The sequence below is a fragment of the Sphaerotilus uruguayifluvii genome, assembly GCF_013294065.1.
In the GTDB taxonomy this organism is placed as follows: Bacteria; Pseudomonadota; Gammaproteobacteria; order Burkholderiales; family Burkholderiaceae_C; genus Sphaerotilus; species Sphaerotilus uruguayifluvii.
In genome coordinates, this window is record NZ_JABSNM010000010.1 from 132,822 (window position 1) to 155,408 (window position 22,587).

The following is a 22,587-nucleotide window of genomic DNA, read 5'->3' on the forward strand; positions in this document are numbered from 1 at the left end:
GGTCCTTGTCTCCGGGGACGCTGCGCACTCTAGGCGCCCGCGGCGTGCGCGTGCACACTTTCGTCGCAGGCTGATTTCAGGAAAACTGCAATCAAACTGCAATCGCCTGCCCTTGCCGATCCAGCCGATGCGCCTCGACCTCCGCCAGCTCGACACCTTTGCCACCGTCGCCGAGACCGGCTCGCTGGGCCGGGCGGCCGAGCGGCTGCACCTGTCGCCCTCGGCGCTGTCGATGCAGCTGCGGCTGCTGCAGGACCGGCTCGGGCTGGTGCTGCTGCTGCGCACCGGCCGCGGCCTGCGGCTGACGCCGGACGGCGAGCGCCTGCTCGCCGAGGCCCGCCCGGCCCTCGAGGCGATGCGCCGGCTCGAAGGCACGGCCCGTGCGCTGGCCCGGCCGGAACGCCATGCGCCGGTGCCCGTCGCGCTCGGCACGATCCTCGATCCGGGCTTCATCCGCCTGGGCGACTTCATCGGCCGGCTGCACGGGGACGACGGACCGGGGCCGCTGCATCCGGTGCTGCGCCACGGCACGTCCGGCAGCGTGCTGCGCGACGTGCGCGACGGCCGCCTCGACGGCGGCTTCTACCTCGGCCACTGCGACGAGACGCTGTTCCTGCGCCTGCCGCTGGCGGCGGTGCGCTATGTCGTCGTCGCGCCGCGCGGCTGGCAGGGCCGGCTCGAGGCCGGCGACGACTGGGCGGCGCTGGCGCGGCTGCCGTGGATCGGCACGCCGCCGGAGTCGGTGCACCACCGGCTGCTCGCGCCGGTCTGGGAGCGCTGCGGCGTGCCCCAGCACCGCGTCGCCGAGGTCGACCAGGAAGCCTCGATGCTCGATCTGGTCGACGCGGGCGTCGGCCTGTCGCTGGCGCGCGAGGCCCTGGCGCTGCGCGCCGCGCACGAGCGCGCGCTGGTGCTGCTGCGCCATCGCGCGCTCGACACCGGGCTGTCCTTCGTCATGCTGCGCGCGCGCATGGACGAACCGGCCGCGCTGCGCCTGCGGCAGGCCGTGCGCGCGGTCTGGGATCCGCAGGCCGGCGCGCGGCTCAGGACGACACCGTCGACGCCAGCACCGGGAACAGCTTGACCAGCCCTTCGGCCATGATCTCGACCGCCAGCGCCGCCAGGATCAGGCCCATCAGCCGCGTCATCACGTTGATGCCGGTGCGCCCGAGCAGGCGCGCGACGCCGCCGGCGGCCGAGAAGGCGACGAAGGTCGCCAGCCCGACGACCACGCCGTAGCCGACCAGCACGCCGAGCTGCCACCAGTGGCGCGTCTTGTCAGCGTAGATCACCATCGTCGAGATGGTCGCCGGCCCGGTCAGCAGCGGAATGGTCAGCGGCACCACCGCGATGCTGTCGCCCGAGTCGGCCCGCTCGCGGCCCTCGCTGACATCGTCGGAGCGCGACTCGGCCGGCTGCGCGTTGAGCATCTGCAGCGCGCTGATCAGCAGCAGCGTGCCACCGCCGACCTGGAAGGAGGCCAGCGAGATGCCGAAGAACTCGATCACCTTCAGCCCGGCCAGCGCACTGATCGAGATCACCAGGAAGGCGGTGAAGCTCGACACCCGGATCGTGCGCCGTCGCGCCGCCTCGTCGAGGTGCTGGGTGAAATGGATGAAGAACGGCACGACGCCGATGGGATTGACGATCGCCAGCAGCGCGATCAGGGGCTTGAGCAGGTCCATGCCCGATTCTGCGCCGCCAGGCGTCCGCGCCACCATTGCGGATGGCCCGGCACCGGAACAGGGCCAGCTTGCGGGTTAACCCGGAATTATCGGTTGGTGAAGATCACGACTGGATCAAAAAACTGCGCAGGCTTACAACACTTCTTGCAGAAGGGGTGTTCGATGGGCTTGACGGTCATACATAATGTTCCCTCGTGATTGGATGCGGCGCCTTTTCTCTGTCCTATGGAATGAGTGCTGGCTGTAGCTCCGCCACATGGTCCCCTGGTACTACCTGTACCCTGTTTTGCTTGAAAGGCGCTCTTCCATGGGCAACAAACTCTACGTGGGCAACCTGGCCTACGGCGTTCGCGACGAAGAACTGAACGCTGCTTTCTCCGAGTTCGGCGCGGTCCAGTCCGCCAAGGTCATGATGGACCGCGAGACCGGCCGCTCGAAGGGTTTCGGCTTCGTCGAGATGGGTTCCGACGCTGAAGCCCAGGCCGCGATCAACGGCCTGAACGGTCAGCCGATCAGCGGCCGCGCCGTGGTCGTCAACGAAGCTCGCCCCCGGGAAGAGCGCCCGGGCGGCTTCCGCAGCCCGTACGGCGGCCGCCGTGATGGCGGCGGCGGTGGTGGCGGCTACGGCGGCGGCAACGGCGGCGGCGGCTACGGTGGTGGCGGCGGCAACGGCGGCGGCTTCCGCAGCCCGTACGGCGGCGGTGGCCGTCGTGAAGGCGGCGGCGGTGGTCGCGGCGGCTACGGCGGCGGCGGCTACTGATCCCGCGCGTGCAGGCCGGTGATCCCGACGGACACCCGCCTGCGCGATCTGCAGGTCCGCGAGGGCGACTTCCGCAAGGAGTCGCCCTCGCGGCATTTCAGGGGTCCGGTCCAGAAGGGCCGGCCGCGGCTTGCGTCGTGCGGCTTCAGCGCCGGGACTCGCCGCGACGTGCCTTGCGGCCCCGTCCGGCGATGAGGCGGTCCCACAGCGCGCGCGGCACCAGCCGCATCAGCCCCGCCAGCACGCCCATCGGCCACGGGATGACCGCATGGCGACGACCGCGGTCGATCACCGGCAGCGCCCGGCGCGCGAACTCCGCCGCGTCGATCAGGAAGGGCATCGGATAGCGGTTGTCCCGGGTCAGCGGCGTGTCGACGAAGCCCGGCAGCAGCGTGACGACGCGGATGCGGTCCTCGCGCAGCTCGATGCGCAGGCTCTCGCAGTAGTTCACCACCGCGGCCTTGCTGCCGCAGTAGCCGCCATGGCCGGGCAGACCGCGGATCGCCGCGACGCTGGCGAGGCCCACCAGCGTGCCGCGGCGCGCCAGCCGCATCGGCCGGATGAAGGGATGGAAGGTCGCGGCCATGCCGACGACGTTGGTCGCGTAGAGGTCCTCGAGCACCGCCAGGTCCTCGCGCTCGGCGGTGTCGATGCCGACGCTGATGCCCGCGTTGGCGATGACCACGTCGGGCAGGCCCTGCTCGATCAGGCAGCGCGTGCCGGCGGCGATGATCGCCTCGCGGTCGCGCACGTCGGCCGCGTGGACCTGGGCCTGGGACGCGCCGATGCCGGCCTCGGCAAGCCAGGCCTGCACCACCTCGGCCCGGCGCGCGACCAGCGCCAGGCGCCAGCCCCGCGCGGCATAGGCCTCGGCCAGCGCCCGGCCGATGCCGCTCGAGGCGCCGGTGATGAAGACCAGCGGCGCGCGCTCGCGCTCCAGCACCTCGCGCTCCTGGGGCGACATCATGGCCGGCGCCCCTTCAGCGCCGGGCCGGCAGGCGGCCGCGCACCGCGCCGCGCAGCTCCAGCCGCGCATCGGCCTGCCAGTAGGTCAGCGCCCGCGCCTCGATGACGCTGCCGCCCTGGCGCAGCACGACCGGCTGATCGCTGCGCACCTGGTCCTGGCGGCGGTCGAAGACCATCTCCTCGCTGCTGAACTGCAGCGGCGCGGCCTCGCCCGGCAGCGCGTCGCGCACGACGGTGGCGCCGCCCATCAGCCGCACCTCGCTGCCGTCGCCCTGAGCGATCGCCCGGGCCGCGCTGGCGCGCAGCAGGTGGCCGGCATCGTCGCGCCAGCGCATGCGCAGACCGTCGATCTCGAGCGTGTCGGTGTCGGGCCGGTGACGCACCACGTCGCCCTCGATGACGCCGCGAGCCGGACCGGCCTGCTGGTAATGCTGGACCGAGAAGCCGTGCATCTCGTAGTCGGGCTCATGCGTCGGCGCGCTGGTGGCGCTCTCGCCGGCGGGCGCGGGCGTGCGCTGCACCAGCCACCAGGTCGCGCCGGCCAGCAGCGCCATCAGGAACAGCGGCAGATTGCCCAGCAGCCCCTGGCGCCAGCGCTCGCCGCGCGGCAGCGCCGGCCGGGCCGCGTCGGCCGCCCGGGTGGCCACCAGCGGAGGCAGCGGCAGCGGACTGGTGTCGTCGTCGAGCGAGGCCACGCGATCGTGCCCCGCCTCAGGCCGCGGTGCCGTCGAGCGTGGCCAGATGGCCCGCCAGCAGCGCGGCGTACCGGCCGCTGGCGCACAGCAGCAGGTCGCAGAACTCGCGCGCCGCGCCCTGGCCGCCCGGCACCGAGGTGACGTGGTGGGCGGCCGCGCGCACCTCCGCATGCGCCTGCGCCGGCGCGCAGGCCAGCGCGCAGCGCACCATCAGCGGCAGGTCCGGCCAGTCGTCGCCGATGACCGCCAGCTCGTGCCAGCCCAGGCCCAGCAGCGCCAGCACCCGCTCGGCCTCGGCCAGCTTGTCGTGGATGCCGTGGAAGGCGTGCACGATGCCGAGGTCGGCGCAGCGCCGGCGCACCGCCGGCGTGTCGCGGCCGGTGATGACCACCGGCTCGATGCCGGCGCGCGCCAGCAGCTTGATGCCGTGGCCGTCGAGCGTGCTGAAGGCCTTGACGCTCTCGCCGTGCTCGCCGATGTAGATGCGCCCGTCGGTCAGGCAGCCATCGACGTCGAAGATGGCCGCGCGCACGCCCTGCGCCGCCAGCAGCAGCTCCGGCGCGAAGTTCAGCACCGGCGCCACCGGACGCGGCCAGGGGGCGACAAGGGGATGCGTCGGGGTCGGAGCAGCGCTCATCAGATCACCTTCGCGCGCATCAGGTCGTTGGTGTTGAGCGCGCCGACCAGGCGCGCCTCGCCGTCATGCACCAGCAGCGTCGTGATGCAGGCGTCCTCCATCAGCGAGGCGGCCTCGACCGCCAGCGCGTCCTCGCCGATGCTGCGCGGGCGGCTGCGCACCAGGTCGGCCGCCGACAGCGTGCGCAGGTCCGTGCCCTGCTCGACGGCGCGGCGCAGGTCGCCGTCGGTGAAGATGCCGATCGCGCGGCCCTCGGCGTCGACGATCGCCGCGGCGCCCAGGCCCTTGGCGCTCATCTCGCGCATCACCTCCAGGCAGCTCGCCGCAGGCGCCACCCGCGGCACCGCCTCGCCCTGGCGCATGATGTCGCGCACATGGGTCAGCAGCTTGCGCCCGAGCGCACCGCCCGGGTGCGAGCGCGCGAAGTCCTCGGGACGGAAGCCGCGCGCGTCCAGCAGCGCCACCGCCAGCGCGTCGCCCAGCGCCAGCTGCGCGGTGGTGCTGGCCGTCGGCGCGAGGTTGAGCGGACAGGCCTCCTGCTCGACCCGGTTCGACAGCACCCAGTCGGCATGCGCGGCCAGCGTCGAGCCGGGCCGGCCGGTCATCGCCACCAGCGTCACGCCCAGGCGCTTGAGCGCCGGCAGGATCGCGGCGATCTCGTCGCTCTCGCCGGAGTTGGAGAGCGCCAGCACGATGTCGCCCGGCGTGACCATGCCCAGGTCGCCGTGGCTGGCCTCGCCCGGGTGCACGAACATCGCCGGCGTGCCGGTCGAGGCCAGCGTCGCGGCGATCTTGCGTCCGACATGGCCGCTCTTGCCCATGCCCATCACGACCACGCGGCCGCGGCCGTTCAGGATGGCGTGCACGACGCGCACGAAGCTCTCGCCCTGCTGGTCCTGCAATTGCATCAGGGCCTCGGCCTCGATGCGCAGGGTCTGGCGGGCCATGCGCAGCACGCGCTCGGCCTCGAAGCTGGGGGCCGCGCTGGCGGCGGTGGCGGCAGGGGTGTCGGTCACGGGGATCGGGGCGCCGGAAGCTGAATTACGATTGCCCGATTCTAGGACGGTGAATGGCCAGCACTCTCGACATTGCCCTGCTCTACCTTCTTGCCGCCGTGGCCGGCGTCGTGGGCTGCCGCATGCTGCGGCTGCCCTCGATGCTGGGCTATCTGCTCGTCGGCGTGCTGATCGGGCCGAACGCGCTGGCCCTGGCCAAGGACTCGGCGGGCATCCGCTATCTGGCCGAGTTCGGCGTGGTGTTCCTGATGTTCGTCATCGGGCTGGAGTTCAACCTGCCCAAGCTGCGCAGCATGCAGCGGCTGGTCTTCGGCCTCGGCGCCGGGCAGGTGCTGCTGACGCTGGCCGGCGCGGCCATCGGCAACCTGATGCTGATCACCGCCTTCTCGCTGCTGGGCCGGGCGTGGGAGCTGAGCTGGCAGGGCGCGGTCGCGCTCGGCGCAGCCATGGCGATGTCGAGCACCGCGATCGTCGCGAAGATGATGGCCGAGCGGCTCGAGCTGGAGAGCGAGCACGGCCGCAACGTCATGGGCGTGCTGCTGTTCCAGGATCTGGCCGTCGTGCCGCTGCTGGTGCTGATTCCCTCGCTGGCCCAGGGCGGCGGCGACCTGTGGGCCACGCTGGGGCGCGCGACGCTGAAGGCCGCGGTGCTGCTGACCGTGCTGCTGTGGGGCGGCCAGCGGCTGATGCGCTGGTGGCTGACGCTGGTGGCACGCCGCAAGAGCGAGGACCTCTTCATCCTCAACATCCTGCTGATCACGCTGGGCCTGTCGTGGCTGACGGAACATGCCGGGCTGTCGCTGGCGCTGGGCGCCTTCGTCGCCGGCATGCTGATCGCCGAGACCGAATTCAAGCACCAGGTCGAGACCGACATCCGGCCCTTCCACGACGTGCTGCTCGGACTGTTCTTCATCACCATCGGCATGAAGCTGGACTGGCGCCCGGTGCTGGAGCAGTGGTTCCTGGTGCTGCTGCTGAGCACGCTGCCGGTGCTGGCCAAGGCCGGCATGGTCGCGCTGCTGGCGCGCGCCTTCGGCTCGGCGCCGGGCGTGGCGATCCGCACCGGCCTGTACCTGGCGCAGGCGGGCGAGTTCGGCTTCGTGCTGCTGACGCTCGGCGCCGAGGTCGACCTGATCGCCGACCGCTGGATGAGCCCGGTGCTGGCCTCGATGGTCATCTCGATGCTGGCCACGCCCTTCATCATCATGGGCAGCAACCGCATCGTCATGCGGCTGTCGGCCACCGACTGGCTGATGCAGTCGGTGCAGCTGACCAGCATCGCGAAGAAGTCGATCCGCACCGAGGCGCACCTGATCATCTGCGGCTACGGGCGCAGCGGCCAGAACCTGGCGCGCCTGCTCGACCAGGAACACATGCCCTACATGGCGCTGGACCTCGACCCCGACCGGGTGCGCCAGGCGGCCGCGGCCGGCCAGAGCGTGGTCTTCGGCGACGCGGCCAAGCTGCCGAGCCTGATCGCCGCCGGCCTGTCGCGCGCGACCGCGGTGGTCATCACCTACCGCGACACGCCCTCGGCGCTGAAGGTGCTGCAGCATGTGCGCGAGCACGCCGCGCATGTGCCGGTGGTGGTGCGCACGCTCGACGATGCCGATCTCGAGCGGCTGCGCGCGGCCGGCGCGACCGAGGTGGTGCCGGAGGCGCTGGAGGGCTCGCTGATGCTGGCCAGCCATGCGCTGGCGCTGGTGGGCGTGCCGATGCGCCGGGTGATCCGCATCACGCAGGACGCGCGCGACGCGCGCTACGGCCTGCTGCGCGGCTATTTCCACGGCGCCGACGACGACACGGTCGAGGAGCTGCAGCAGGCGCGGCTGCAGTCGGTCGGCCTGCCGCCGGGCGCGCCCAGCGTCGGCGAACGCCTGGGCGACCTGACGCTGCAGGCGATGGGCGTGTCGGTGGTGTCGGTGCGCCGGGCCAGCGGCGCGGTCATCGAGGCCGAGGACGAGCTGCGCCTGGCCGGCGGCGACGTGCTGGTGCTCAGCGGCCTGCCGGAAGCGCTGGCCCTGGCGGAGAGCCGGCTGCTGCGCGGCTGAACCTCAGGCCATCGCGACGCGCATCTGCAGGTTCGCGCGCAGCCGCGCGACCATGACCGCCCCGGCGGCGCGCATCACCTCGTTGGCGACGCCCGGCGCGCGCGCGTTGAGCTCCTCGAAGCGCGGCAGGTGCAGCGCCCAGACGATGGTCGGCACCATCGCCTCGACGTTGGCGCTGTGGGGCTGGTCGCTGAACAGGCCGGTCTCGCCGACGAGCGCGCCGGGGCGCATCAGCGCGACCCGGAAGGTGCCCGGCGCCGCGCCGCTGACATAGACCTGCAGATTGCCCTGGCCGACGAAGTAGGCGGCGCGATCGCACTCGCCCTGCTTGATCAGCAGGTCGCCGGCGCGCAGCTGGTAGGGCGTCAGGTAGGTGGCAAAGTTGCGCCACTGCGGCAGGCTGAGCCGCGCCTTGAAGGCATCATCGGCGCGCAGCGACTGCACCGCCTCGATCAGATCGTCCGTTCCCATCGCCGCATACCCCACACGCTTCTCGCAGTACCAGAGCATACCTGCCCCGCCAGCCCGGGATGATGCCGGGGCCATGCACACGAAAGGTTGCCGAAACTAACACTTTCGCTCAAGCGTGAAACACGTCACGAAGCACCCTGATATCTCAGGATCACCGCGCGAGCCCGCATCAGCTCGCCTTTCGGAAGATGCCGGTTCGCGTCGAGCAGCCGGCGCATCGCGCGCTGCTCGTCGACCGCCCGGTAGGTGCGGCTCTGCTCGCGCAGGCTGTGATCGACCGGCACCCGGTCGATGATGCCCATCGACAAGCCTGCGGCCTCGATGCGCACCGGCCAGATGTGGTCATAGCCCCAGCCCATGGGACTGCGCTCGTCGAAGGGCAGCAGCAGGCCGAAGGCATCGGCACGCACCGAGAACACCGGCCCGATCTCGACGAAGCGCGTCAGCCGAGCGATGCACCAGGGGCGCTGCAGCGTGATGTGATGGTCGTGAAAGCTGTGCAGGGTGCGCGCCGGCTGCGCCAGCGCCAGATCGCAGTGCCTTTGCAGCGCACAGTAGGCATCGAGAAAGCCGGACTGCACCTCGATGTCGTCGTCGGTGACCACGAGCAGGTCGAACGCCGACAGGTCGACCTTCGCGAGTTCGCGGTTGAGCAGCACGAACTTCGGCACCCGGGTGGTGATGTGCGCCGTGGTCAGGCCGGCCAGGTGGGGATCCGGATCGATGTCGCGGCCCAGCGCCAGCCAGCGCTGCGGCATGGTGGGACTGGTCGGAAAGATAGACGCCGATGACCAGCACGCGCAGGCCCTGGACGCGCTCGAGCAGCATGGGCGGCACGCGGGCCGGCAGACGACGGAAGAGACGGCGCGACAGCGCCCGGGTCACGCGCAGGCTGCGGAGGCGTTCGAGAAGCATGACACGCAGCGCAGCCGAGCCCTCGGGGCATCGCGCGCTCGACAGTGGACAGGCCTCCGATTGGTACGCCCGAGCGTATCGGATCGATGTCCGCCTTATTGGGCTTTCATTTACCGATGCAGAAGCGCGAGAAGATGACCCCCAGCAGGTCGTCGGCCGAGAAGGCGCCGGTGATCTCGCCCAGCGCGTCGTGCGACAGGCGCAGTTCCTCGGCGAACAGGTCCAGCGCCTCGTCGCGGCGCGCGGCCCAGCCCGCGGCCAGCTCGAGATGCTCGCGCGCGCGGCGCAGCGCCGTCAGATGGCGCTCGCGCGCGATGAACACGCCGTCCGGCGAGGCATGCCAGCCCGCCAGCTCCAGCAGCAGGCGGCGCAAGCCCTCCAGCCCGTCGCGGGTCTTGGCCGAGAGCGTGAGCGCCCGCTCGCCCTGCGGCACGCCGGCCAGCACCGCGGCCCGGTGCGCGGCATCGACCCGGTCGGTCTTGTTGAAGACATGCACGCGGCGCGAGCGGTCGGGCAGCCGCGCCTCGATGGCGCGATCGGCCGCGGCATAGTCCGCATCGAGCGCGCGGGTCAGGTCATGCAGCATCAGCACCGCATCGGCGCCGGCGATCGCCTCCCAGCTGCGCGCGATGCCGATGCGCTCGACCTCGTCGGCCGCCTCGGCGTCGGAGCGCAGGCCGGCGGTGTCGATCACGTGCACCGGCACGCCCTCGATCTGCAGCGTCTCGCTGACCCGGTCGCGGGTGGTGCCGGCGATCGGCGTGACGATGGCCAGCTCGGCGCCGGCCAGCGCGTTCAGCAGCGAGCTCTTGCCCGCGTTGGGCTGGCCGGCGATCACCACCGTCAGGCCCTCGCGCAGCAGCGCGCCCTGCCGCGCGGTGTCGAGCACCGCATCGAGCCGCTCGGCCAGCCGCGCCAGCCGCCCGCGCGCATCAGCCTTCTCGAGGAAGTCGATCTCCTCCTCGGGAAAGTCCAGCGTCGCCTCGACCAGCATGCGCAGCTCGACCAGGCCGTCGCGCAGCGCCTCGATGCGCCGGGAGAAGTCGCCCGACAGCGAGCGCGCAGCGCTGCGCGCCGCTGCCTCGGTGCTGGCGTCGATCAGGTCGGCCACCGCCTCGGCCTGCGCCAGGTCGAGCTTGTCGTTCAAGAAGGCGCGCTCGGTGAACTCGCCCGGCTCGGCCGGCCGCAGCCGCGGCAGCAGCCCGCCCTCGGCCGCCGCCTGCAGGCAGCGCGCCATCAGCAGCTGCAGCACCACCGGGCCGCCGTGGGCCTGCAGTTCCAGCACGTCCTCGCCGGTGTAGCTGTGCGGCGCCGGGAAATAGAGCGCCAGGCCCTGGTCGATCGGCCGGCCCTCCGCGTCGAGGAAGGGCCCGTAGGTGGCCACGCGCGGGGCCAGATCGCGGCCGGTCAGGCGCCGGGCCAGCGGGGCCAGACCGCGGCCGGAGACACGCACGATGCCCACGGCGCCGCGGCCGGGGGCGGTGGCGATCGCCACGATCGGATCCTGATGTCGAGCAAGCATGGCGCGCATTCTCGCCGACGCCGCACGGCCGGCCCGCACCATGAGAAACGCCCTGTCGGCAGCCGGGCCGACAGGGCGTCAGGGTGTTCGCGCGGAGGGGAGCCGGCTCATCGCCATCGACCCCCGGAGCCGGGCCTGTGGGGGCGAGCCTCCCGGCCCGTCTTCTGCTGGCTTGCAAGCCTGCCACCACAATCCCGGGGTCACGCCCCGCAGAACGAATGATGCGGGCCGTCCGTGACAGACTCAAGGCAGCCCTTGCAACCGGCGGCAAAGGCCGTGCCACTTGTCGCGTCCGAATTGCACAAAGCAACAAGGGTCGCAAAAGAGGTGCAGCTCACCCCCTTCACGACCCTTGCAGGCCACCCACCTGCAGGCAGGCGGGCAGGCGCCGACGCGGCGTCAGCGGTTCAGACCGAGCTGCCGGTTGATCAGCCACTGCTGCGCGATCGACAGCAGGTTGTTGACGAACCAGTACAGCACCAGGCCGGCCGGGAAGAACAGGAACATCACGCTGAACATCAGCGGCATGATCCACATCATCTTGGCCTGGGTCGGGTCCGGCGGCGTCGGGTTCAGCCAGGTCTGGAACAGCGTCGTGGCGGTCATCAGCGCCGGCAGGATGTAGTACGGGTCCTGCACGCTCAGGTCGTGGATCCAGCCGATCCACGGCGCGCCGCGCATCTCGACCGAGGCCAGCAGCACCGAGTACAGCGCGATGAAGAACGGCATCTGGATGAAGATCGGCAGGCAGCCGCCCAGCGGATTGACCTTCTCCTCGCGGTAGATGCGCATCATCTCCTGCTGCATCTTCTGCGGATCGTCCTTCAGGCGCTCGCGCAGCTCCTGGATGCGCGGGTTGACGGCCTTCATCTTGCCCATCGAGCGGTAGGCGCTGGCATTGAGCCAGTAGAAGGCGATCTTCAGCAGCACCACCAGCGCGACGATCGACCAGCCCCAGTTGCCCAGCAGGCCGTGCAGCTTGTCGAGCAGCCAGAACAGCGGCTTGGCCAGCATCGTGACCCAGCCGTAGTCCTTGACCAGCTCCAGGCCCGGCGCCAGGGCCTCGAGCTTCTTCTCTTCCTGCGGGCCGGCGTAGAGCGTCGTCTCGACGGTCTTCGAGGTGCCCGGCGCGACCGTGTCCAGCGGCAGCGTCATCGCCACCGAGTACAGGTTGGTCGCCTCCTTCTTGGCCTGGAAGCTGCGGGCCAGCTTGTCGTTGAAGACCCAGGCGCCGACGAAGTGGTGCTGGACCATCGCGACCCAGCCGCTGTCGGCGGCCTTCTCGTACTCGGCCTTGCCGGACTCGATCTTCGCGAAGTCGAGCTTCTGGAACTTCGCCGCGTCGGTGTAGACCGCCGGACCGGTGAAGGAGCTCGGGCCCATGAACATCGAGGTCGACTTCACGGTGCCGTCGCGCGACAGCTGCAGGTAGAGCTGCGGCGCCACCGGCGCGGCCGAGGTATTGACGACCTCGTGGCGCACGCGGATCGCATAGTCGCCGCGCTTGAAGACATAGGTCTTGCGCAGCTTCACGCCGCCCTGGTCCGGCGACTCGAAGCTGACCGCCAGCTCGCCCTGGCCGTCGGCCAGCGTCAGCGGACCCGGCACCAGCGTCATCGGCGTGGTGTGGTTGGGCAGCGCCGCCTGGCCGGCCAGCTTCGGGATCAGGCCCGAATCGGCCTGGTAGACGCGTTCGGCCGACTGGTCGAACAGGACGACCGGCTTGCTCGCGTCATGCTCGTCGTGATAGCGGGGCAGGCTCAGGCCGACGAGGCTGGCGCCTCGGGTGTCGATGGTCGCGCGCACCAGATCGGTCGTGATCTCGATCTTCTGCGATGGCGCGGCCGCCGCGACCGAGCCCGGCACCGGGGCGACCCCGGCGGGCTGCGCGGCCACGGCCGCCGACGGCACGCCCGGCGCGGAGGCCCCGGCCACCGCCGAGGCAGCCACCGGCGGCGAGAACATCGACGGATGGCCGTTGTGCTTGTTCCAGCCGTCCCACAGCATCACGAGCGAGACGGAAAAGACGCCCCAGAGAAGGGCGCGCCGCGTGTCGGTCATACGGAGCTCTTTCGATTGGCGAGCGAAAGGTCCGCCGCGGATGCGGGGCGTGCATCGGCATCGCCCGGCGCACCGGCGTCGGAACCTTCCAGGAGAGAGGTGAACAGCCGTGGCGGCCGTTCCGGGACCGGATCATGCCCGCCCGGACACCACGGATGACAGCGAGCGAGCCTCCGGAGCGTCAGAGCGCCGCCACGACGGGCACCGTGACGTTCCAGAGCAACAAGCGCGTAGGCCGAGCAGGTCGGCTCGAAGCGGCAGGACGATCCCAGCCAGGGGCTCAGCAGCAGGCGATAGCCGCGCACCAGCCCGAGCAGCAGCGCCACCGGCCATCGGCGCAGCCGGACCGGCAGCGGGACGGAAGCGGACTGCTGCGACATGGGAAGGCGGAGCGCCGTCAGGACGACGGCGGCTGGGCGCGCCGCACGCGACGCGCGGCGTCGGCAAGCAGGCGCTCGATCTCGCCGCGCAGCTCCTCGGCCAGCGCCTCCGAGCGGGCGCTCGGGAAGCGGCTGCGGTCGATGGGCGCACGCAGGCGCAGCACCCAGTCGCCGCTGGCGAGGTGCGGAAGATGGCGCCGGATGGCGTCGCGGAGCTGGTTCTTGACCAGCGTGCGGGTCACGGCACGTCGGGCATGACGCTTCGGGACCACCAGACCGAGACGCAGAACGGCAGGCCGCAGAAAGTCATCCACAGCCCTCTCCACAGAGTTATCCACAGTTTTTTCCACAGGCTCGCACGGGGGTTCCGAAGCGGCTTTTCCGGACAGGTCCGGAGGGGTGGAAAGATGGTGGACCATGAAGTGGGTGGTGCGCGCGCAGGGGCGCACGGACATCACGGCCTCGAAGCGCGAGGGCCCGGTGAGTCGGTCCAGCAGCGGCGACTCGACGGGTCCGCTCACGCCCGGAACGGAGCTCGAAGCCCCGGAAATCAGACGGCCAGACGCTTGCGGCCCTTGGCGCGGCGTGCATTCAGCACGGCACGGCCGCCACGGGTCTTCATGCGGACCAGGAAGCCGTGGGTGCGGGCACGGCGGATCTTCGACGGTTGGTAGGTGCGCTTCATGATGAATCCTCTTGCCTTGACGTGTGAGCACCCCGAAGGCGCCCTGATTCGGGAAACCCTCGATTACAGCATGCGACTTGCCGAGAAGTCAATCGAGAGGGCCTCAAGTCCGAGCATCGCGGGGGATTGACCCTGCGGCAGAATCTGTGGATAACCTGTACCCGGACAGGCCCGATGCCGATACAATCGCGCCCCTTCGCTCGAAGTTGTCCACAATTTTCAGCACATGCATACGGACCTGTGGGACAGAGGCCTGCAACGCCTCGCCGCCGAGCTGCCGGAACAGCAGTTCAACACGTGGTTCCGCCCGTTGCCTCCGGCCGAAGTGTCGGTGGACGGGGGGGAGGTCCGCGTGGGTCTGTGCGCGCCCAACCGTTTCAAGATGGACTGGATCCGCTCGCAGTTCGGCGCGCGGATCGAGCGGGTGCTGAGCGAGATCGCCGGCCAGCCGGTCCACCTTGAATTCCACATCGCGGGCGCGCGCGAGGCCGCGTCCGTGCCTGCGCAGGTCGCGCCCGCGGCGCCGACGCCTGCGCTGGCCCCCGACGCGGCCGCAGCCGCCGATCCGGTGCAGATGTCGATGCTCGACCTGCCAGCGACCGTGCCGCCGGTCCCGGCCGCGGCCGGCGCTCGTGCCCGCGCGCGCGCGAGCGCACGCAAGGTCGCGCCGATGACCGAGCCGCTGGTGCTGGCGGCCGACCTCTCGCCGCTGGCGCAGTCGCCGGCGCTGGCGCGACTGGCGGCCGACGCGGCCGCCGCGGCCTCCTTCATCTCCGCGCGGCTGGACCCCGCCGAGGCCGGCACCGATGCGGCGCAGGCCTCGCCCGCGCCGGCCGCCACCGCGCCGCCGGCCGGCCTGCCGCGACGACCGCCGCCGGCGCGCGGCAGTGGCGGCATGCTGCCGCCGATGCCGATCCCGGCGACCCTGCCCGAGCTGCCCGATCTCGCGTCCCCGGCGCCTGCGCCGGCGGCCGCTCCTGCAGCACCGATCGCCGCAGCGGCGGTCGTCGCGAGCCCGGCTCCGGGCGTGGCGGCGACCTCCAGTGCGGCCACCGGTGCAGCCGGCGCACGTCCGGCCGGTCCGATCTCGGCCTCGGCCGCGCTGGCCAAGGCATCGGCCGCGGTGGCCCGGCGCAGCCGCCCCGGCGCCCCGGCGCCCGCCACCGATGCCGCCGCCCCGGCCGGATCGAACACGGCGCCCCCGGCCCCACGGACCCCGGCCGCCCCGGCGCCGGCCCCGATCGTCGCCCGCCAGGTCGCGCCGGCGCCCGCTCCTGCGCTGACGGGCGCGCCTGCGCTGGTCATCCCCACCGTGCCGCCGCCCTCGGCGCCGACGAACACGCGCGGGCGCATCAACCCGCTGCTGACCTTCGACACCCTGGTGCCGGGCCGCGCCAACCAGATGGCGCGCACCGCCGCGCTGCATGTCGTCGGCTCGCCCGGCGGCATGTACAACCCGCTGTTCCTGTACGGCGGCGTCGGTCTGGGCAAGACGCACCTGATCCACGCGGTCGGCAACGCGATGCTCAAGGAGCGCGCCGACGCGCGCGTGCTCTACCTGCACGCCGAGCAGTTCATCTCGGACGTCGTGCGCAACTACCAGCGCAAGACCTTCGACGAGCTCAAGGCCAAGTACCACAGCCTGGACCTGCTGCTGATCGACGACGTGCAGTTCTTCGCCGGCAAGGACCGCACGCAGGAGGAGTTCTTCAACGCCTTCGAGGCGCTGGTGTCCAAGCGCGCGCACATCGTCATGACCAGCGACACCTACCCCAAGGGGCTGGTGGACATCGACGAGCGCCTGACCAGCCGCTTCGACTCGGGCCTGACGGTGGCGATCGAGCCCCCCGAGCTGGAGATGCGCGTGGCCATCCTGATGAAGAAGGCCGAGGCCGAGGGCTGCGCGATGCCCGAGGAGGTCGCCTTCTTCATCGCCAAGAACGTGCGCGCCAACGTGCGCGAGCTCGAGGGCGCGCTGCGCAAGGTCGTGGCCTACTCGCGCTTCAGCCACAAGGACATCAACATCGCGCTGACGCGCGAGGCGCTGAAGGACCTGCTGTCGATCCAGAACCGCCAGATCTCGGTCGAGAACATCCAGAAGACGGTCGCCGACTTCTACAAGATCAAGATCGCCGACATGTACAGCAAGAAGCGCCCGGCCTCGATCGCGCGGCCGCGCCAGATCGCGATGTACCTGGCCAAGGAGATGACGCAGAAGAGCCTGCCCGAGATCGGCGACCTCTTCGGCGGACGCGACCACACGACGGTGCTCTACGCGGTGCGCAAGATCGCCGAGGAACGCCACAAGAACACCGAACTGAACCAGCAGCTGCATGTGCTCGAGCAGACCCTGAAGGGCTGAGCGGGCCACAGGACGGAACCACCCCACCGCAGAGACCCACCTCATGATCGTCTTGAAAGCACCGCAGGACAAACTCCTCGCCGCCCTGCAGGCGGTCTCCGGCATCGTCGAGCGGCGCCACACGCTGCCGATCCTGGCCAACGTGATGCTGCGCAAGCAGGGGCCGGAGTGCGAGTTCACCACCAGCGACCTCGAGATCCAGGTGCGCACCCGCGCCGAGATGGGCGGCGACGCCGGCGACTTCAGCACCACGGTGGGCGCGCGCAAGCTGATCGACATCCTGCGCACGCTGCCCGGGGACCAGATCGTCACGCTGAGCGCGGCGCAGAACAAGCTGACGCTGCAGGGCGGCAAGAGCCGCTTCACGCTGCAGACCCTGCCCGCCGACGACTTCCCGCTGGTGCAGGAGGCGGCCGACTTCGGCCCGGTGTTCAGCGTGCCGCAGAAGACGCTCAAGCACCTGATCGACCAGGTGCACTTCGCGATGGCGGTGCACGACATCCGCTACTACCTCAACGGCATCCTCTTCGTCGCCGAGGGCCACACGCTGACGCTGGTGGCCACCGACGGCCACCGCCTGGCGCTGGCCCAGGCCACGCTCGACGTCGAGATCCCGAAGCAGGAGGTCATCCTGCCGCGCAAGACGGTGCTGGAGCTGCAGCGCCTGCTCAAGGACAGCGGCAAGGCGGCCAAGGACGACGAGGCCGCGCCGATCGAGATGTGCTTCGCCACCAACCAGGCGCGCTTCAGCTTCGGCGGCATGGAGTTCGTCACCAAGCTGGTCGAGGGCAAGTTCCCCGACTACAACCGCGTCATCCCGAAGAACCACCGCAACCACGTCACGCTCGGCCGCGCCACGCTGCTGACCAGCCTGCAGCGCGCGGCCATCCTGACCAGCGAGAAGTTCAAGGGCGTGCGCCTGAACTTCGAGACCGGCCTGCTGAAGATCGCCTCGAGCAACGCCGAGCAGGAAGAGGCCAAGGAAGAGCTGGAGATCGACTACGACGGCCCGACGATCGAGATCGGCTTCAATGTCACCTACCTGATGGACGTGCTGTCCAACATGGACCAGGAGATGGTGACGCTGTCGCTGCAGGACGCCAGCAGCTCGGCGCTGTTCACCCGGCCGGACGACGCCGGCTTCAAGTACGTGGTCATGCCGATGCGCATCTGAGCGGATCGGGCCGGATCCGCGTGGTCCGGCGACCGGGTCGGCGACAATGACAGACCGACCGGCATGGCGTGAACCCATCACCCGAGCGGGCTGCGGCCCGCTCCGGCCTTTCTGCAAGAGCGACATGAGCGACCTGAACCCGCCCTCCTCCACCCCGATCCCGGCCACCGCGGACGCCTCCGCCGCCTACGGCGAGGGCAGCATCCAGATCCTGGAAGGGCTGGAAGCGGTGCGCAAGCGCCCGGGCATGTACATCGGCGACACGTCCGACGGCACCGGCCTGCACCACCTGGTCTTCGAGGTCGTCGACAACTCGATCGACGAGGCCCTGGCCGGCCACTGCGACGACATCGTCGTCACCATCCACACCGACAACTCGATCTCGGTCATCGACAACGGCCGCGGCATCCCGACCGGCGTGAAGATGGACGACAAGCACGAGCCGAAGCGCTCGGCCGCCGAGATCGCGCTGACCGAGCTGCATGCCGGCGGCAAGTTCAACCAGAACTCGTACAAGGTGTCGGGCGGCCTGCACGGCGTGGGCGTGTCCTGCGTCAACGGCCTGTCGAAGTGGCTGCGCCTGACGGTGCGCCGCGACGGCCATGTGCACCAGATCGACTTCCGCAAGGGCGTGCCGCAGGACCGCGTGATCGAACTGCGGACCGTGGACGGGGTGGGCGTCGAGACCAGCCCGATGAAGATCGTCGGCGAGACCGACAAGCGCGGCACCGAGGTCCACTTCCTGCCCGACACCGAGATCTTCCAGCAGAACAACGAGTTCCACTACGACATCCTGGCCAAGCGCCTGCGCGAGCTCTCGTTCCTGAACAACGGCGTGAAGATCCGCCTGGTCGACGAGCGCAACGGCGGCAAGGAGGACAACTTCGCCTACGCCGGCGGCGTCAAGGGCTTCGTGGAGTTCGTCAACAAGGGCAAGAAGGTCCTGCACCCGAACATCTTCCACGCCGTCGGCGAGAAGCAGAGCGACCAGGGCACCACCATCGGCGTCGAGGTGGCGATGCAGTGGAACGACGCGTTCTCCGAGTCGGTGCTCTGCTTCACCAACAACATTCCGCAGCGCGACGGCGGCACCCACCTGACCGGCCTGCGCGCGGCGATGACGCGCGTCATCAACAAGTACATCGAGGACAACGACATCGCCAAGAAGGCGAAGGTCGAGATCAGCGGCGAGGACATGCGCGAAGGTCTGGCCTGCGTCGTCTCGGTGAAGGTGCCCGAGCCGAAGTTCAGCTCGCAGACGAAGGACAAGCTGGTGTCGTCGGAAGTGCGCGCGCCGGTGGAGGACATCGTCAGCCGCCTGCTGACCGACTGGCTGCTGGAGAACCCGACCGACGCCAAGACCATCTGCGGCAAGATCGTCGACGCCGCGCGGGCCCGCGACGCCGCGCGCAAGGCGCGCGAGATGACGCGCCGCAAGGGCGTGCTCGACGGCCTGGGCCTGCCGGGCAAGCTGGCCGACTGCCAGGAGAAGGACCCGACGCTGTGCGAGATCTACATCGTCGAGGGTGACTCCGCCGGCGGCTCGGCCAAGCAGGGCCGCGACCGCAAGTTCCAGGCGATCCTGCCGCTGCGCGGCAAGATCCTGAACGTCGAGCGCGCGCGCTACGAGAAGCTGCTGTCCAGCAACGAGATCCTGACGCTGATCACCGCCCTGGGCACCGGCATCGGCCAGGGCATGGGCGGCGACGACTTCAACCCGGACAAGCTGCGCTACCACCGCATCATCATCATGACCGACGCGGACGTGGACGGCGCCCACATCCGCACGCTGCTGCTGACCTTCTTCTACCGCCAGATGCCCGATCTGGTCGAGCGCGGCCACATCTACATCGCGCAGCCGCCGCTCTACAAGGTCAAGCACGGCAAGCAGGAGCAGTACCTGAAGGACGCCGCCGCGCTGGACGAGTACCTGGTGCGGGTGGCGCTGGACGGCGCGGTGGTCGAGCCGGGCGAGGGCCGCGAGGCCCTGCGCGGCGAGGCGCTGGACCGGCTCGCCGGCCAGTACGTCAAGGCCGCCAACGTCATCGACCGGCTGTCGAACTGGATGGACGTCGAGGCGCTGCGCGCGATCAGCGACGGCCTGACGCTGGACCTGGAGGACGCCACGCGCGCCGCCGCCAGCGCCGAGGCGCTGAAGGCCGCGCTGCACGACGCCGAGGTCAGCGCCGAGATCGACCCGCGCAGCGACAAGCCCTATCTGCGCATCAGCCGCCGCCACCACGGCAACGTCAAGAGCAGCGTCATCACCGCCGACTTCGTGCACGGCGCCGACTACGAGGCGCTGAGCGAGGCCGGCCGCACCTTCAAGGGCCTGCTGACCCCCGAGGCGGTCGCTCGCCGCGGCGAGGGCGAGCGCCAGAAGGAGATCCGCGTCGCCGACTTCCGCGCCGCGATGGCCTGGCTGCTGCAGCAGGCCGAAAGCTCGGTCGGCCGCCAGCGCTACAAGGGCCTGGGCGAGATGAACCCCGAGCAGCTCTGGGAAACCACGATGGACCCGACGGTCCGCCGCCTGCTCAAGGTCCAGATCGAGGACGCCATCGAGGCCGACAAGGTCTTCACGATGCTGATGGGCGACGAGGTCGAGCCGCGGCGCGACTTCATCGAGAGCAACGCGCTGAGGGCGGCGAACATCGACGCGTAAGTAAACTGGACCACAGATTGCTCGATGTCACGCGAACTTATCATCTACTGCGACGAATCCGACTCATCAGGTCGTCATTTCGGCAATTTCTACGGAGGAGCACTGGTGGAGTCGATCCACCAGCAAGAGGTGATCGCTAGGCTGGCGAGCACACAGCAGCGGCTCAATCTGCTTGGCGAAATCAAGTGGCAGAAGATCACGGAGCCCTATGCACAGAAGTACATCGAGTTCATCTCAACCGTCTTCGAACTGATCAGGGAGGGCAAGCTCAAGATACGGATCATGTTCACGCAGAACTACTTCTCGGCCCATCGCCTGACCGAGAGGCAGCGAGAGGACGGCTTCTTCCTGCTGTACTACCAGTTCATCAAGCATGCGTTTGGGCTTCGATATGCTGGACGGGCGCAGGAGAAGACCGGTGTACGGATCTACTTCGACAAGTTGCCTGACACAGCAGAGAAGTGCGCCGCGTTCAAAGGCTTTGTCACGGGGCTGAGCCACAACTCAGATTTCCGTCGAGCAGGCGTGCAGATCAGACAGGAGCAGATGGCGGAAGTCGACTCCAAAGAGCATGTCATCCTGCAAGGGCTCGATGTGGTACTGGGCGCTATGCAATTCCGCCTGAATGACAAGCACAAGGAAAAGCCAGAAGGCTCTCGGACCCGTGGAAAACGCACGATTGCCAAGGAGCGGGTCTACAAGCACATCCTCTCCGAGATCTGCAACACCTACGACGGCAAGCGGTTCAACATCGGGATTTCGACGGGGATGCCAGGGGGCAGGCCGGATCTGTGGCTGAATCCGTATCGCCACTGGCTTTTCAAGCCGACTGATGGCGCAATCCGTCCAGAATTTTCGAAGAGCGCAGCCCGAAAAGCGAAAAGCCCCGCGATCACTACATAAGAGTCCCAAGTGGAACTTGGGCGTTCGTGAGTCGAAGGGCCTCTGCATTGTACATGCTTGTCCAGTCGAATGGCACACCACATCGCCCACTACACCCTCGTGCGCCTGCTGCCGCAGTCGGACTCGGGCGAGTTCGCGAACATGGGCGTGGTGGTGGCCTGTCCAGCGCTGGGCTTCTTCGATTTCCGGCTGATCACCCGCTACCGGCGGATCACGCAGTTCTTCGAGGAGTTCAACCGCGAGCTGTTCACCCAGGTGCGGCGCGAGGTGGAGGCCGAGCTGGCCCATCTGCAGAACCACCTGCACCAGCGGCAGTTCGCCAGCGGGTGCCGGGAAGAGGCGCTGGCGTTGCGGCTGGTGCAGGATCTCGCGCAGCCTCGGGAGACCATGATCCGTTACGCGCCGCTGCGGGTGGCGATGACGGAGGATCCGCGGCAACTGCTGGATCAGGTCTTCGCCCGCTATGTGCAGCGCAGCAGCGAGCAGACCAGGAGCCGCCGGAAAGACACGACGGTTCGACTGGTGCGCGAGGCGCTGGATCCAGCGATCCGAGCGCCATGACCTTCACCCTCGACCTCACCCCGCTGCGCCGCGCCCTGACCTCGCTGGAAGACAGCCTGCGTGTCACCGAGGACGTGGCGTGGCTGCAGGCGCAGTCGGACGCGGTGCGCAACACGCTGTTCGCGGGCGTCATCCAGAACTTCGAGTTCGTCTACGAGCTGGCGACGAAGATGCTGAAGCGCCAGATCGAGGCGGAAGCGGCCACGCCGGGAGAGACCGACCAGCTCGGCTTTCGCGACCTGCTGCGGGTCGGGGCGGAAAAGGGGCTGGTGCGGGATGTCGAGGCCTGGTTCCGCTACCGGCAGATGCGCGGCACGACCTCGCACATCGATGACGTGGGCAAGGCGCGGCAAGTCCACGAAGGCATCCGCCCCTTCGTGGCCGATGCACGCGGGCTGCTCGAAGCGCTAGAGCGCCGGGGATGACCGCGCCGGCCGATGAGGCGGCTCTGGCAGCACGGCTGTCGATCGAGCCGCACCATCTGGCCCTCGTCCGGCAGATCCTGGCCCGGCTGCTGCCCGGACGGGAAGTCTGGGCCTTCGGTTCGCGGGCCGGTGGCGGCGCGCATCCGCCCAAGCCCTGGTCGGATCTCGATCTGGCCGTGATCGGCGCCCATGCGCTCACGCTGGACGAGCAAGCCGCGCTGGCGGAGGCGTTCTCCGAATCCGATCTGCCCTGGCGGGTCGACGTGGTCGACTGGACCACGCTCGATGAGGCCTTCAGGGCGCGGATCGCTGCGGCAAGGCTGCTGCTTCTTTCAGGATCGCAACGGCTCTGTTGCACAAATCCACGAACAGACGCCCTGACCCCAACCCCGGACGGACTCATGCCACGGCACCCACTGGCACGGTCTGCGGCCGGCCGATCTGACTGAAGCGGTTGAGCACGGCCACGCGCACATGCAGCTCCACCACCTGACGATCGAACGTGCGGGCCGTGACCCGCTCGCCCAACCGCTTCAGGCAGTGCATCTTGGTCTCCACCAGGCTGCGCCGGTGATAGCCGCTCCACGTCTTCCAGATGCTTGTGCCCAGGCGCTGGCATGCCCGGACGGCCTCGTTTCGGGACTCGGATCCCGGAC

The 22,587-nt window shown here is 69.8% G+C and carries 22 protein-coding genes and 2 pseudogenes; 11 read left to right on the forward strand and 13 right to left on the reverse strand.

Annotated features, from left to right (window positions below; genetic code table 11):
- Window positions 1–127: 127 nt before the first annotated feature.
- Entirely contained in the window at window positions 128–1,084 is a 957-nt protein-coding gene (locus HNQ01_RS12885; protein ID WP_173805848.1) for a LysR family transcriptional regulator, read from the forward strand.
- On the opposite strand, the gene HNQ01_RS12890 is transcribed toward HNQ01_RS12885, so the two are convergent.
- A complete protein-coding gene (locus HNQ01_RS12890; RefSeq protein ID WP_173805849.1) occupies window positions 1,044–1,685 on the reverse strand; it encodes a MarC family protein in 642 nt (213 codons plus the stop codon). The two genes, HNQ01_RS12885 and HNQ01_RS12890, sit on opposite strands and share 41 nt — an antisense overlap.
- Window positions 1,686–1,992: 307 nt before the next feature.
- Here HNQ01_RS12890 and HNQ01_RS12895 point away from each other — a divergent pair, with 307 nt between their 5' ends.
- Window positions 1,993–2,445, forward strand: coding sequence for an RNA recognition motif domain-containing protein (locus HNQ01_RS12895; protein ID WP_173805850.1), 453 nt, complete (start codon window positions 1,993–1,995; stop codon window positions 2,443–2,445).
- A 145-nt stretch (window positions 2,446–2,590) separates the two neighbouring features.
- Here HNQ01_RS12895 and HNQ01_RS12900 read toward each other — a convergent pair whose 3' ends face one another.
- From HNQ01_RS12900 to HNQ01_RS12915, 4 genes are read right to left on the reverse strand one after another with little or no spacing between them, the layout of a single operon-like run.
- A complete protein-coding gene (locus HNQ01_RS12900; RefSeq protein ID WP_286180756.1) occupies window positions 2,591–3,412 on the reverse strand; it encodes an SDR family oxidoreductase in 822 nt (273 codons plus the stop codon).
- Between the two features lie 13 nt (window positions 3,413–3,425).
- Window positions 3,426–4,106, reverse strand: a complete 681-nt coding sequence (gene lptC / locus HNQ01_RS12905; RefSeq protein ID WP_173805851.1) for an LPS export ABC transporter periplasmic protein LptC — start codon at window positions 4,104–4,106, stop codon at window positions 3,426–3,428.
- 16 nt (window positions 4,107–4,122) lie between these two features.
- Entirely contained in the window at window positions 4,123–4,743 is a 621-nt protein-coding gene (locus tag HNQ01_RS12910; RefSeq protein ID WP_173805852.1) for a KdsC family phosphatase, read from the reverse strand.
- Window positions 4,743–5,690: a KpsF/GutQ family sugar-phosphate isomerase gene (locus HNQ01_RS12915; protein ID WP_173805875.1), complete on the reverse strand. Its 948-nt coding sequence runs from the start codon at window positions 5,688–5,690 to the stop codon at window positions 4,743–4,745. The genes HNQ01_RS12910 and HNQ01_RS12915 overlap by 1 nt, the downstream gene beginning before the upstream one ends.
- A 122-nt stretch (window positions 5,691–5,812) precedes the next feature.
- On the opposite strand from HNQ01_RS12915, the gene HNQ01_RS12920 reads away from it, so the two are divergent.
- Window positions 5,813–7,810, forward strand: coding sequence for a monovalent cation:proton antiporter family protein (locus tag HNQ01_RS12920; RefSeq protein ID WP_173805853.1), 1,998 nt, complete (start codon window positions 5,813–5,815; stop codon window positions 7,808–7,810).
- 3 nt (window positions 7,811–7,813) lie between these two features.
- Here HNQ01_RS12920 and HNQ01_RS12925 read toward each other — a convergent pair whose 3' ends face one another.
- The 7 genes from HNQ01_RS12925 to rpmH form a co-directional block, all read right to left on the reverse strand.
- Window positions 7,814–8,281 (reverse strand): Crp/Fnr family transcriptional regulator, encoded by a 468-nt coding sequence (locus tag HNQ01_RS12925; RefSeq protein ID WP_173805854.1) that lies wholly within the window; start codon window positions 8,279–8,281, stop codon window positions 7,814–7,816.
- 125 nt (window positions 8,282–8,406) lie between these two features.
- Window positions 8,407–9,039: a hypothetical protein gene (locus HNQ01_RS12930; RefSeq protein ID WP_173805855.1), complete on the reverse strand. Its 633-nt coding sequence runs from the start codon at window positions 9,037–9,039 to the stop codon at window positions 8,407–8,409.
- A gap of 263 nt (window positions 9,040–9,302) precedes the next feature.
- Window positions 9,303–10,718 carry a tRNA uridine-5-carboxymethylaminomethyl(34) synthesis GTPase MnmE gene (mnmE, locus tag HNQ01_RS12935; protein WP_173805856.1) on the reverse strand — a complete coding sequence of 472 codons (1,416 nt, stop codon included), beginning with the start codon at window positions 10,716–10,718 and terminating at the stop codon, window positions 9,303–9,305.
- Window positions 10,719–11,117: 399 nt separating this feature from the next.
- Window positions 11,118–12,779, reverse strand: a complete 1,662-nt coding sequence (gene yidC / locus HNQ01_RS12940) for a membrane protein insertase YidC (protein WP_173805857.1) — start codon at window positions 12,777–12,779, stop codon at window positions 11,118–11,120.
- Window positions 12,776–13,159, reverse strand: a complete 384-nt coding sequence (yidD, locus tag HNQ01_RS12945) for a membrane protein insertion efficiency factor YidD (RefSeq protein ID WP_173805858.1) — start codon at window positions 13,157–13,159, stop codon at window positions 12,776–12,778. The genes yidC and yidD overlap by 4 nt, the downstream gene beginning before the upstream one ends.
- Window positions 13,160–13,176: 17 nt before the next feature.
- Window positions 13,177–13,680 carry a ribonuclease P protein component gene (locus HNQ01_RS12950; RefSeq protein WP_173805859.1) on the reverse strand — a complete coding sequence of 168 codons (504 nt, stop codon included), beginning with the start codon at window positions 13,678–13,680 and terminating at the stop codon, window positions 13,177–13,179.
- 29 nt (window positions 13,681–13,709) lie between these two features.
- Window positions 13,710–13,844, reverse strand: coding sequence for a 50S ribosomal protein L34 (rpmH, locus tag HNQ01_RS12955; RefSeq protein ID WP_133595998.1), 135 nt, complete (start codon window positions 13,842–13,844; stop codon window positions 13,710–13,712).
- A 226-nt stretch (window positions 13,845–14,070) separates the two neighbouring features.
- Here rpmH and HNQ01_RS22205 point away from each other — a divergent pair.
- The 8 genes and pseudogenes from HNQ01_RS22205 to HNQ01_RS12990 form a co-directional block, all read left to right on the forward strand.
- Window positions 14,071–14,265, forward strand: a pseudogene (locus tag HNQ01_RS22205) (DnaA N-terminal domain-containing protein); the annotation flags it as partial.
- 486 nt (window positions 14,266–14,751) lie between these two features.
- The gene (dnaA, locus tag HNQ01_RS12960; RefSeq protein WP_286180760.1) at window positions 14,752–16,206 is read left to right on the forward strand and encodes a chromosomal replication initiator protein DnaA; all 1,455 of its coding nucleotides are present in this window, start codon (window positions 14,752–14,754) and stop codon (window positions 16,204–16,206) included.
- A 43-nt stretch (window positions 16,207–16,249) separates the two neighbouring features.
- On the forward strand, window positions 16,250–17,380 hold the full coding sequence (gene dnaN / locus HNQ01_RS12965) for a DNA polymerase III subunit beta (RefSeq protein WP_173805861.1): 1,131 nt from the start codon (window positions 16,250–16,252) through the stop codon (window positions 17,378–17,380).
- A 124-nt stretch (window positions 17,381–17,504) separates the two neighbouring features.
- Window positions 17,505–20,042, forward strand: a complete 2,538-nt coding sequence (gyrB, locus tag HNQ01_RS12970; RefSeq protein WP_173805862.1) for a DNA topoisomerase (ATP-hydrolyzing) subunit B — start codon at window positions 17,505–17,507, stop codon at window positions 20,040–20,042.
- Between the two features lie 24 nt (window positions 20,043–20,066).
- Complete coding sequence (locus tag HNQ01_RS12975; RefSeq protein WP_173805863.1) at window positions 20,067–20,945, forward strand: DUF3800 domain-containing protein; 879 nt, start codon at window positions 20,067–20,069, stop codon at window positions 20,943–20,945.
- Window positions 20,946–21,014: 69 nt separating this feature from the next.
- Window positions 21,015–21,506 (forward strand): DUF3037 domain-containing protein, encoded by a 492-nt coding sequence (locus HNQ01_RS12980; protein ID WP_173805864.1) that lies wholly within the window; start codon window positions 21,015–21,017, stop codon window positions 21,504–21,506.
- Window positions 21,503–21,931, forward strand: coding sequence for an HI0074 family nucleotidyltransferase substrate-binding subunit (locus tag HNQ01_RS12985; RefSeq protein ID WP_173805865.1), 429 nt, complete (start codon window positions 21,503–21,505; stop codon window positions 21,929–21,931). Before HNQ01_RS12980 ends, HNQ01_RS12985 begins: the two co-directional genes overlap by 4 nt.
- Window positions 21,928–22,380, forward strand: coding sequence for a nucleotidyltransferase family protein (locus tag HNQ01_RS12990; RefSeq protein ID WP_173805866.1), 453 nt, complete (start codon window positions 21,928–21,930; stop codon window positions 22,378–22,380). The genes HNQ01_RS12985 and HNQ01_RS12990 overlap by 4 nt, the downstream gene beginning before the upstream one ends.
- On the opposite strand, the pseudogene HNQ01_RS12995 reads toward HNQ01_RS12990, so the two are convergent.
- Window positions 22,331–22,587: pseudogene (locus HNQ01_RS12995) on the reverse strand (IS5/IS1182 family transposase); the annotation flags it as partial. The gene HNQ01_RS12990 and the pseudogene HNQ01_RS12995 sit on opposite strands and share 50 nt — an antisense overlap.

Bases quoted from the DNA above. Each gene is read 5' to 3' on its own strand.
- HNQ01_RS12885 (WP_173805848.1), top strand. From the start codon at position 128: ATGCGCCTCGACCTCCGCCAGCTCGACACCTTTGCCACCGTCGCCGAG.
- HNQ01_RS12890 (WP_173805849.1), bottom strand. From the start codon at position 1,685: ATGGACCTGCTCAAGCCCCTGATCGCGCTGCTGGCGATCGTCAATCCC.
- HNQ01_RS12895 (WP_173805850.1), top strand. From the start codon at position 1,993: ATGGGCAACAAACTCTACGTGGGCAACCTGGCCTACGGCGTTCGCGAC.
- HNQ01_RS12900 (WP_286180756.1), bottom strand. From the start codon at position 3,412: ATGATGTCGCCCCAGGAGCGCGAGGTGCTGGAGCGCGAGCGCGCGCCG.
- HNQ01_RS12910 (WP_173805852.1), bottom strand. From the start codon at position 4,743: ATGAGCGCTGCTCCGACCCCGACGCATCCCCTTGTCGCCCCCTGGCCG.
- HNQ01_RS12915 (WP_173805875.1), bottom strand. From the start codon at position 5,690: ATGGCCCGCCAGACCCTGCGCATCGAGGCCGAGGCCCTGATGCAATTG.
- HNQ01_RS12920 (WP_173805853.1), top strand. From the start codon at position 5,813: ATGGCCAGCACTCTCGACATTGCCCTGCTCTACCTTCTTGCCGCCGTG.
- HNQ01_RS12925 (WP_173805854.1), bottom strand. From the start codon at position 8,281: ATGGGAACGGACGATCTGATCGAGGCGGTGCAGTCGCTGCGCGCCGAT.
- HNQ01_RS12930 (WP_173805855.1), bottom strand. From the start codon at position 9,039: ATGCCGCAGCGCTGGCTGGCGCTGGGCCGCGACATCGATCCGGATCCC.
- mnmE (WP_173805856.1), bottom strand. From the start codon at position 10,718: ATGCTTGCTCGACATCAGGATCCGATCGTGGCGATCGCCACCGCCCCC.
- yidC (WP_173805857.1), bottom strand. From the start codon at position 12,779: ATGACCGACACGCGGCGCGCCCTTCTCTGGGGCGTCTTTTCCGTCTCG.
- yidD (WP_173805858.1), bottom strand. From the start codon at position 13,159: ATGTCGCAGCAGTCCGCTTCCGTCCCGCTGCCGGTCCGGCTGCGCCGA.
- rpmH (WP_133595998.1), bottom strand. From the start codon at position 13,844: ATGAAGCGCACCTACCAACCGTCGAAGATCCGCCGTGCCCGCACCCAC.
- dnaA (WP_286180760.1), top strand. From the start codon at position 14,752: ATGCCGATCCCGGCGACCCTGCCCGAGCTGCCCGATCTCGCGTCCCCG.
- dnaN (WP_173805861.1), top strand. From the start codon at position 16,250: ATGATCGTCTTGAAAGCACCGCAGGACAAACTCCTCGCCGCCCTGCAG.
- gyrB (WP_173805862.1), top strand. From the start codon at position 17,505: ATGAGCGACCTGAACCCGCCCTCCTCCACCCCGATCCCGGCCACCGCG.
- HNQ01_RS12975 (WP_173805863.1), top strand. From the start codon at position 20,067: ATGTCACGCGAACTTATCATCTACTGCGACGAATCCGACTCATCAGGT.
- HNQ01_RS12980 (WP_173805864.1), top strand. From the start codon at position 21,015: ATGGCACACCACATCGCCCACTACACCCTCGTGCGCCTGCTGCCGCAG.
- HNQ01_RS12985 (WP_173805865.1), top strand. From the start codon at position 21,503: ATGACCTTCACCCTCGACCTCACCCCGCTGCGCCGCGCCCTGACCTCG.
- HNQ01_RS12990 (WP_173805866.1), top strand. From the start codon at position 21,928: ATGACCGCGCCGGCCGATGAGGCGGCTCTGGCAGCACGGCTGTCGATC.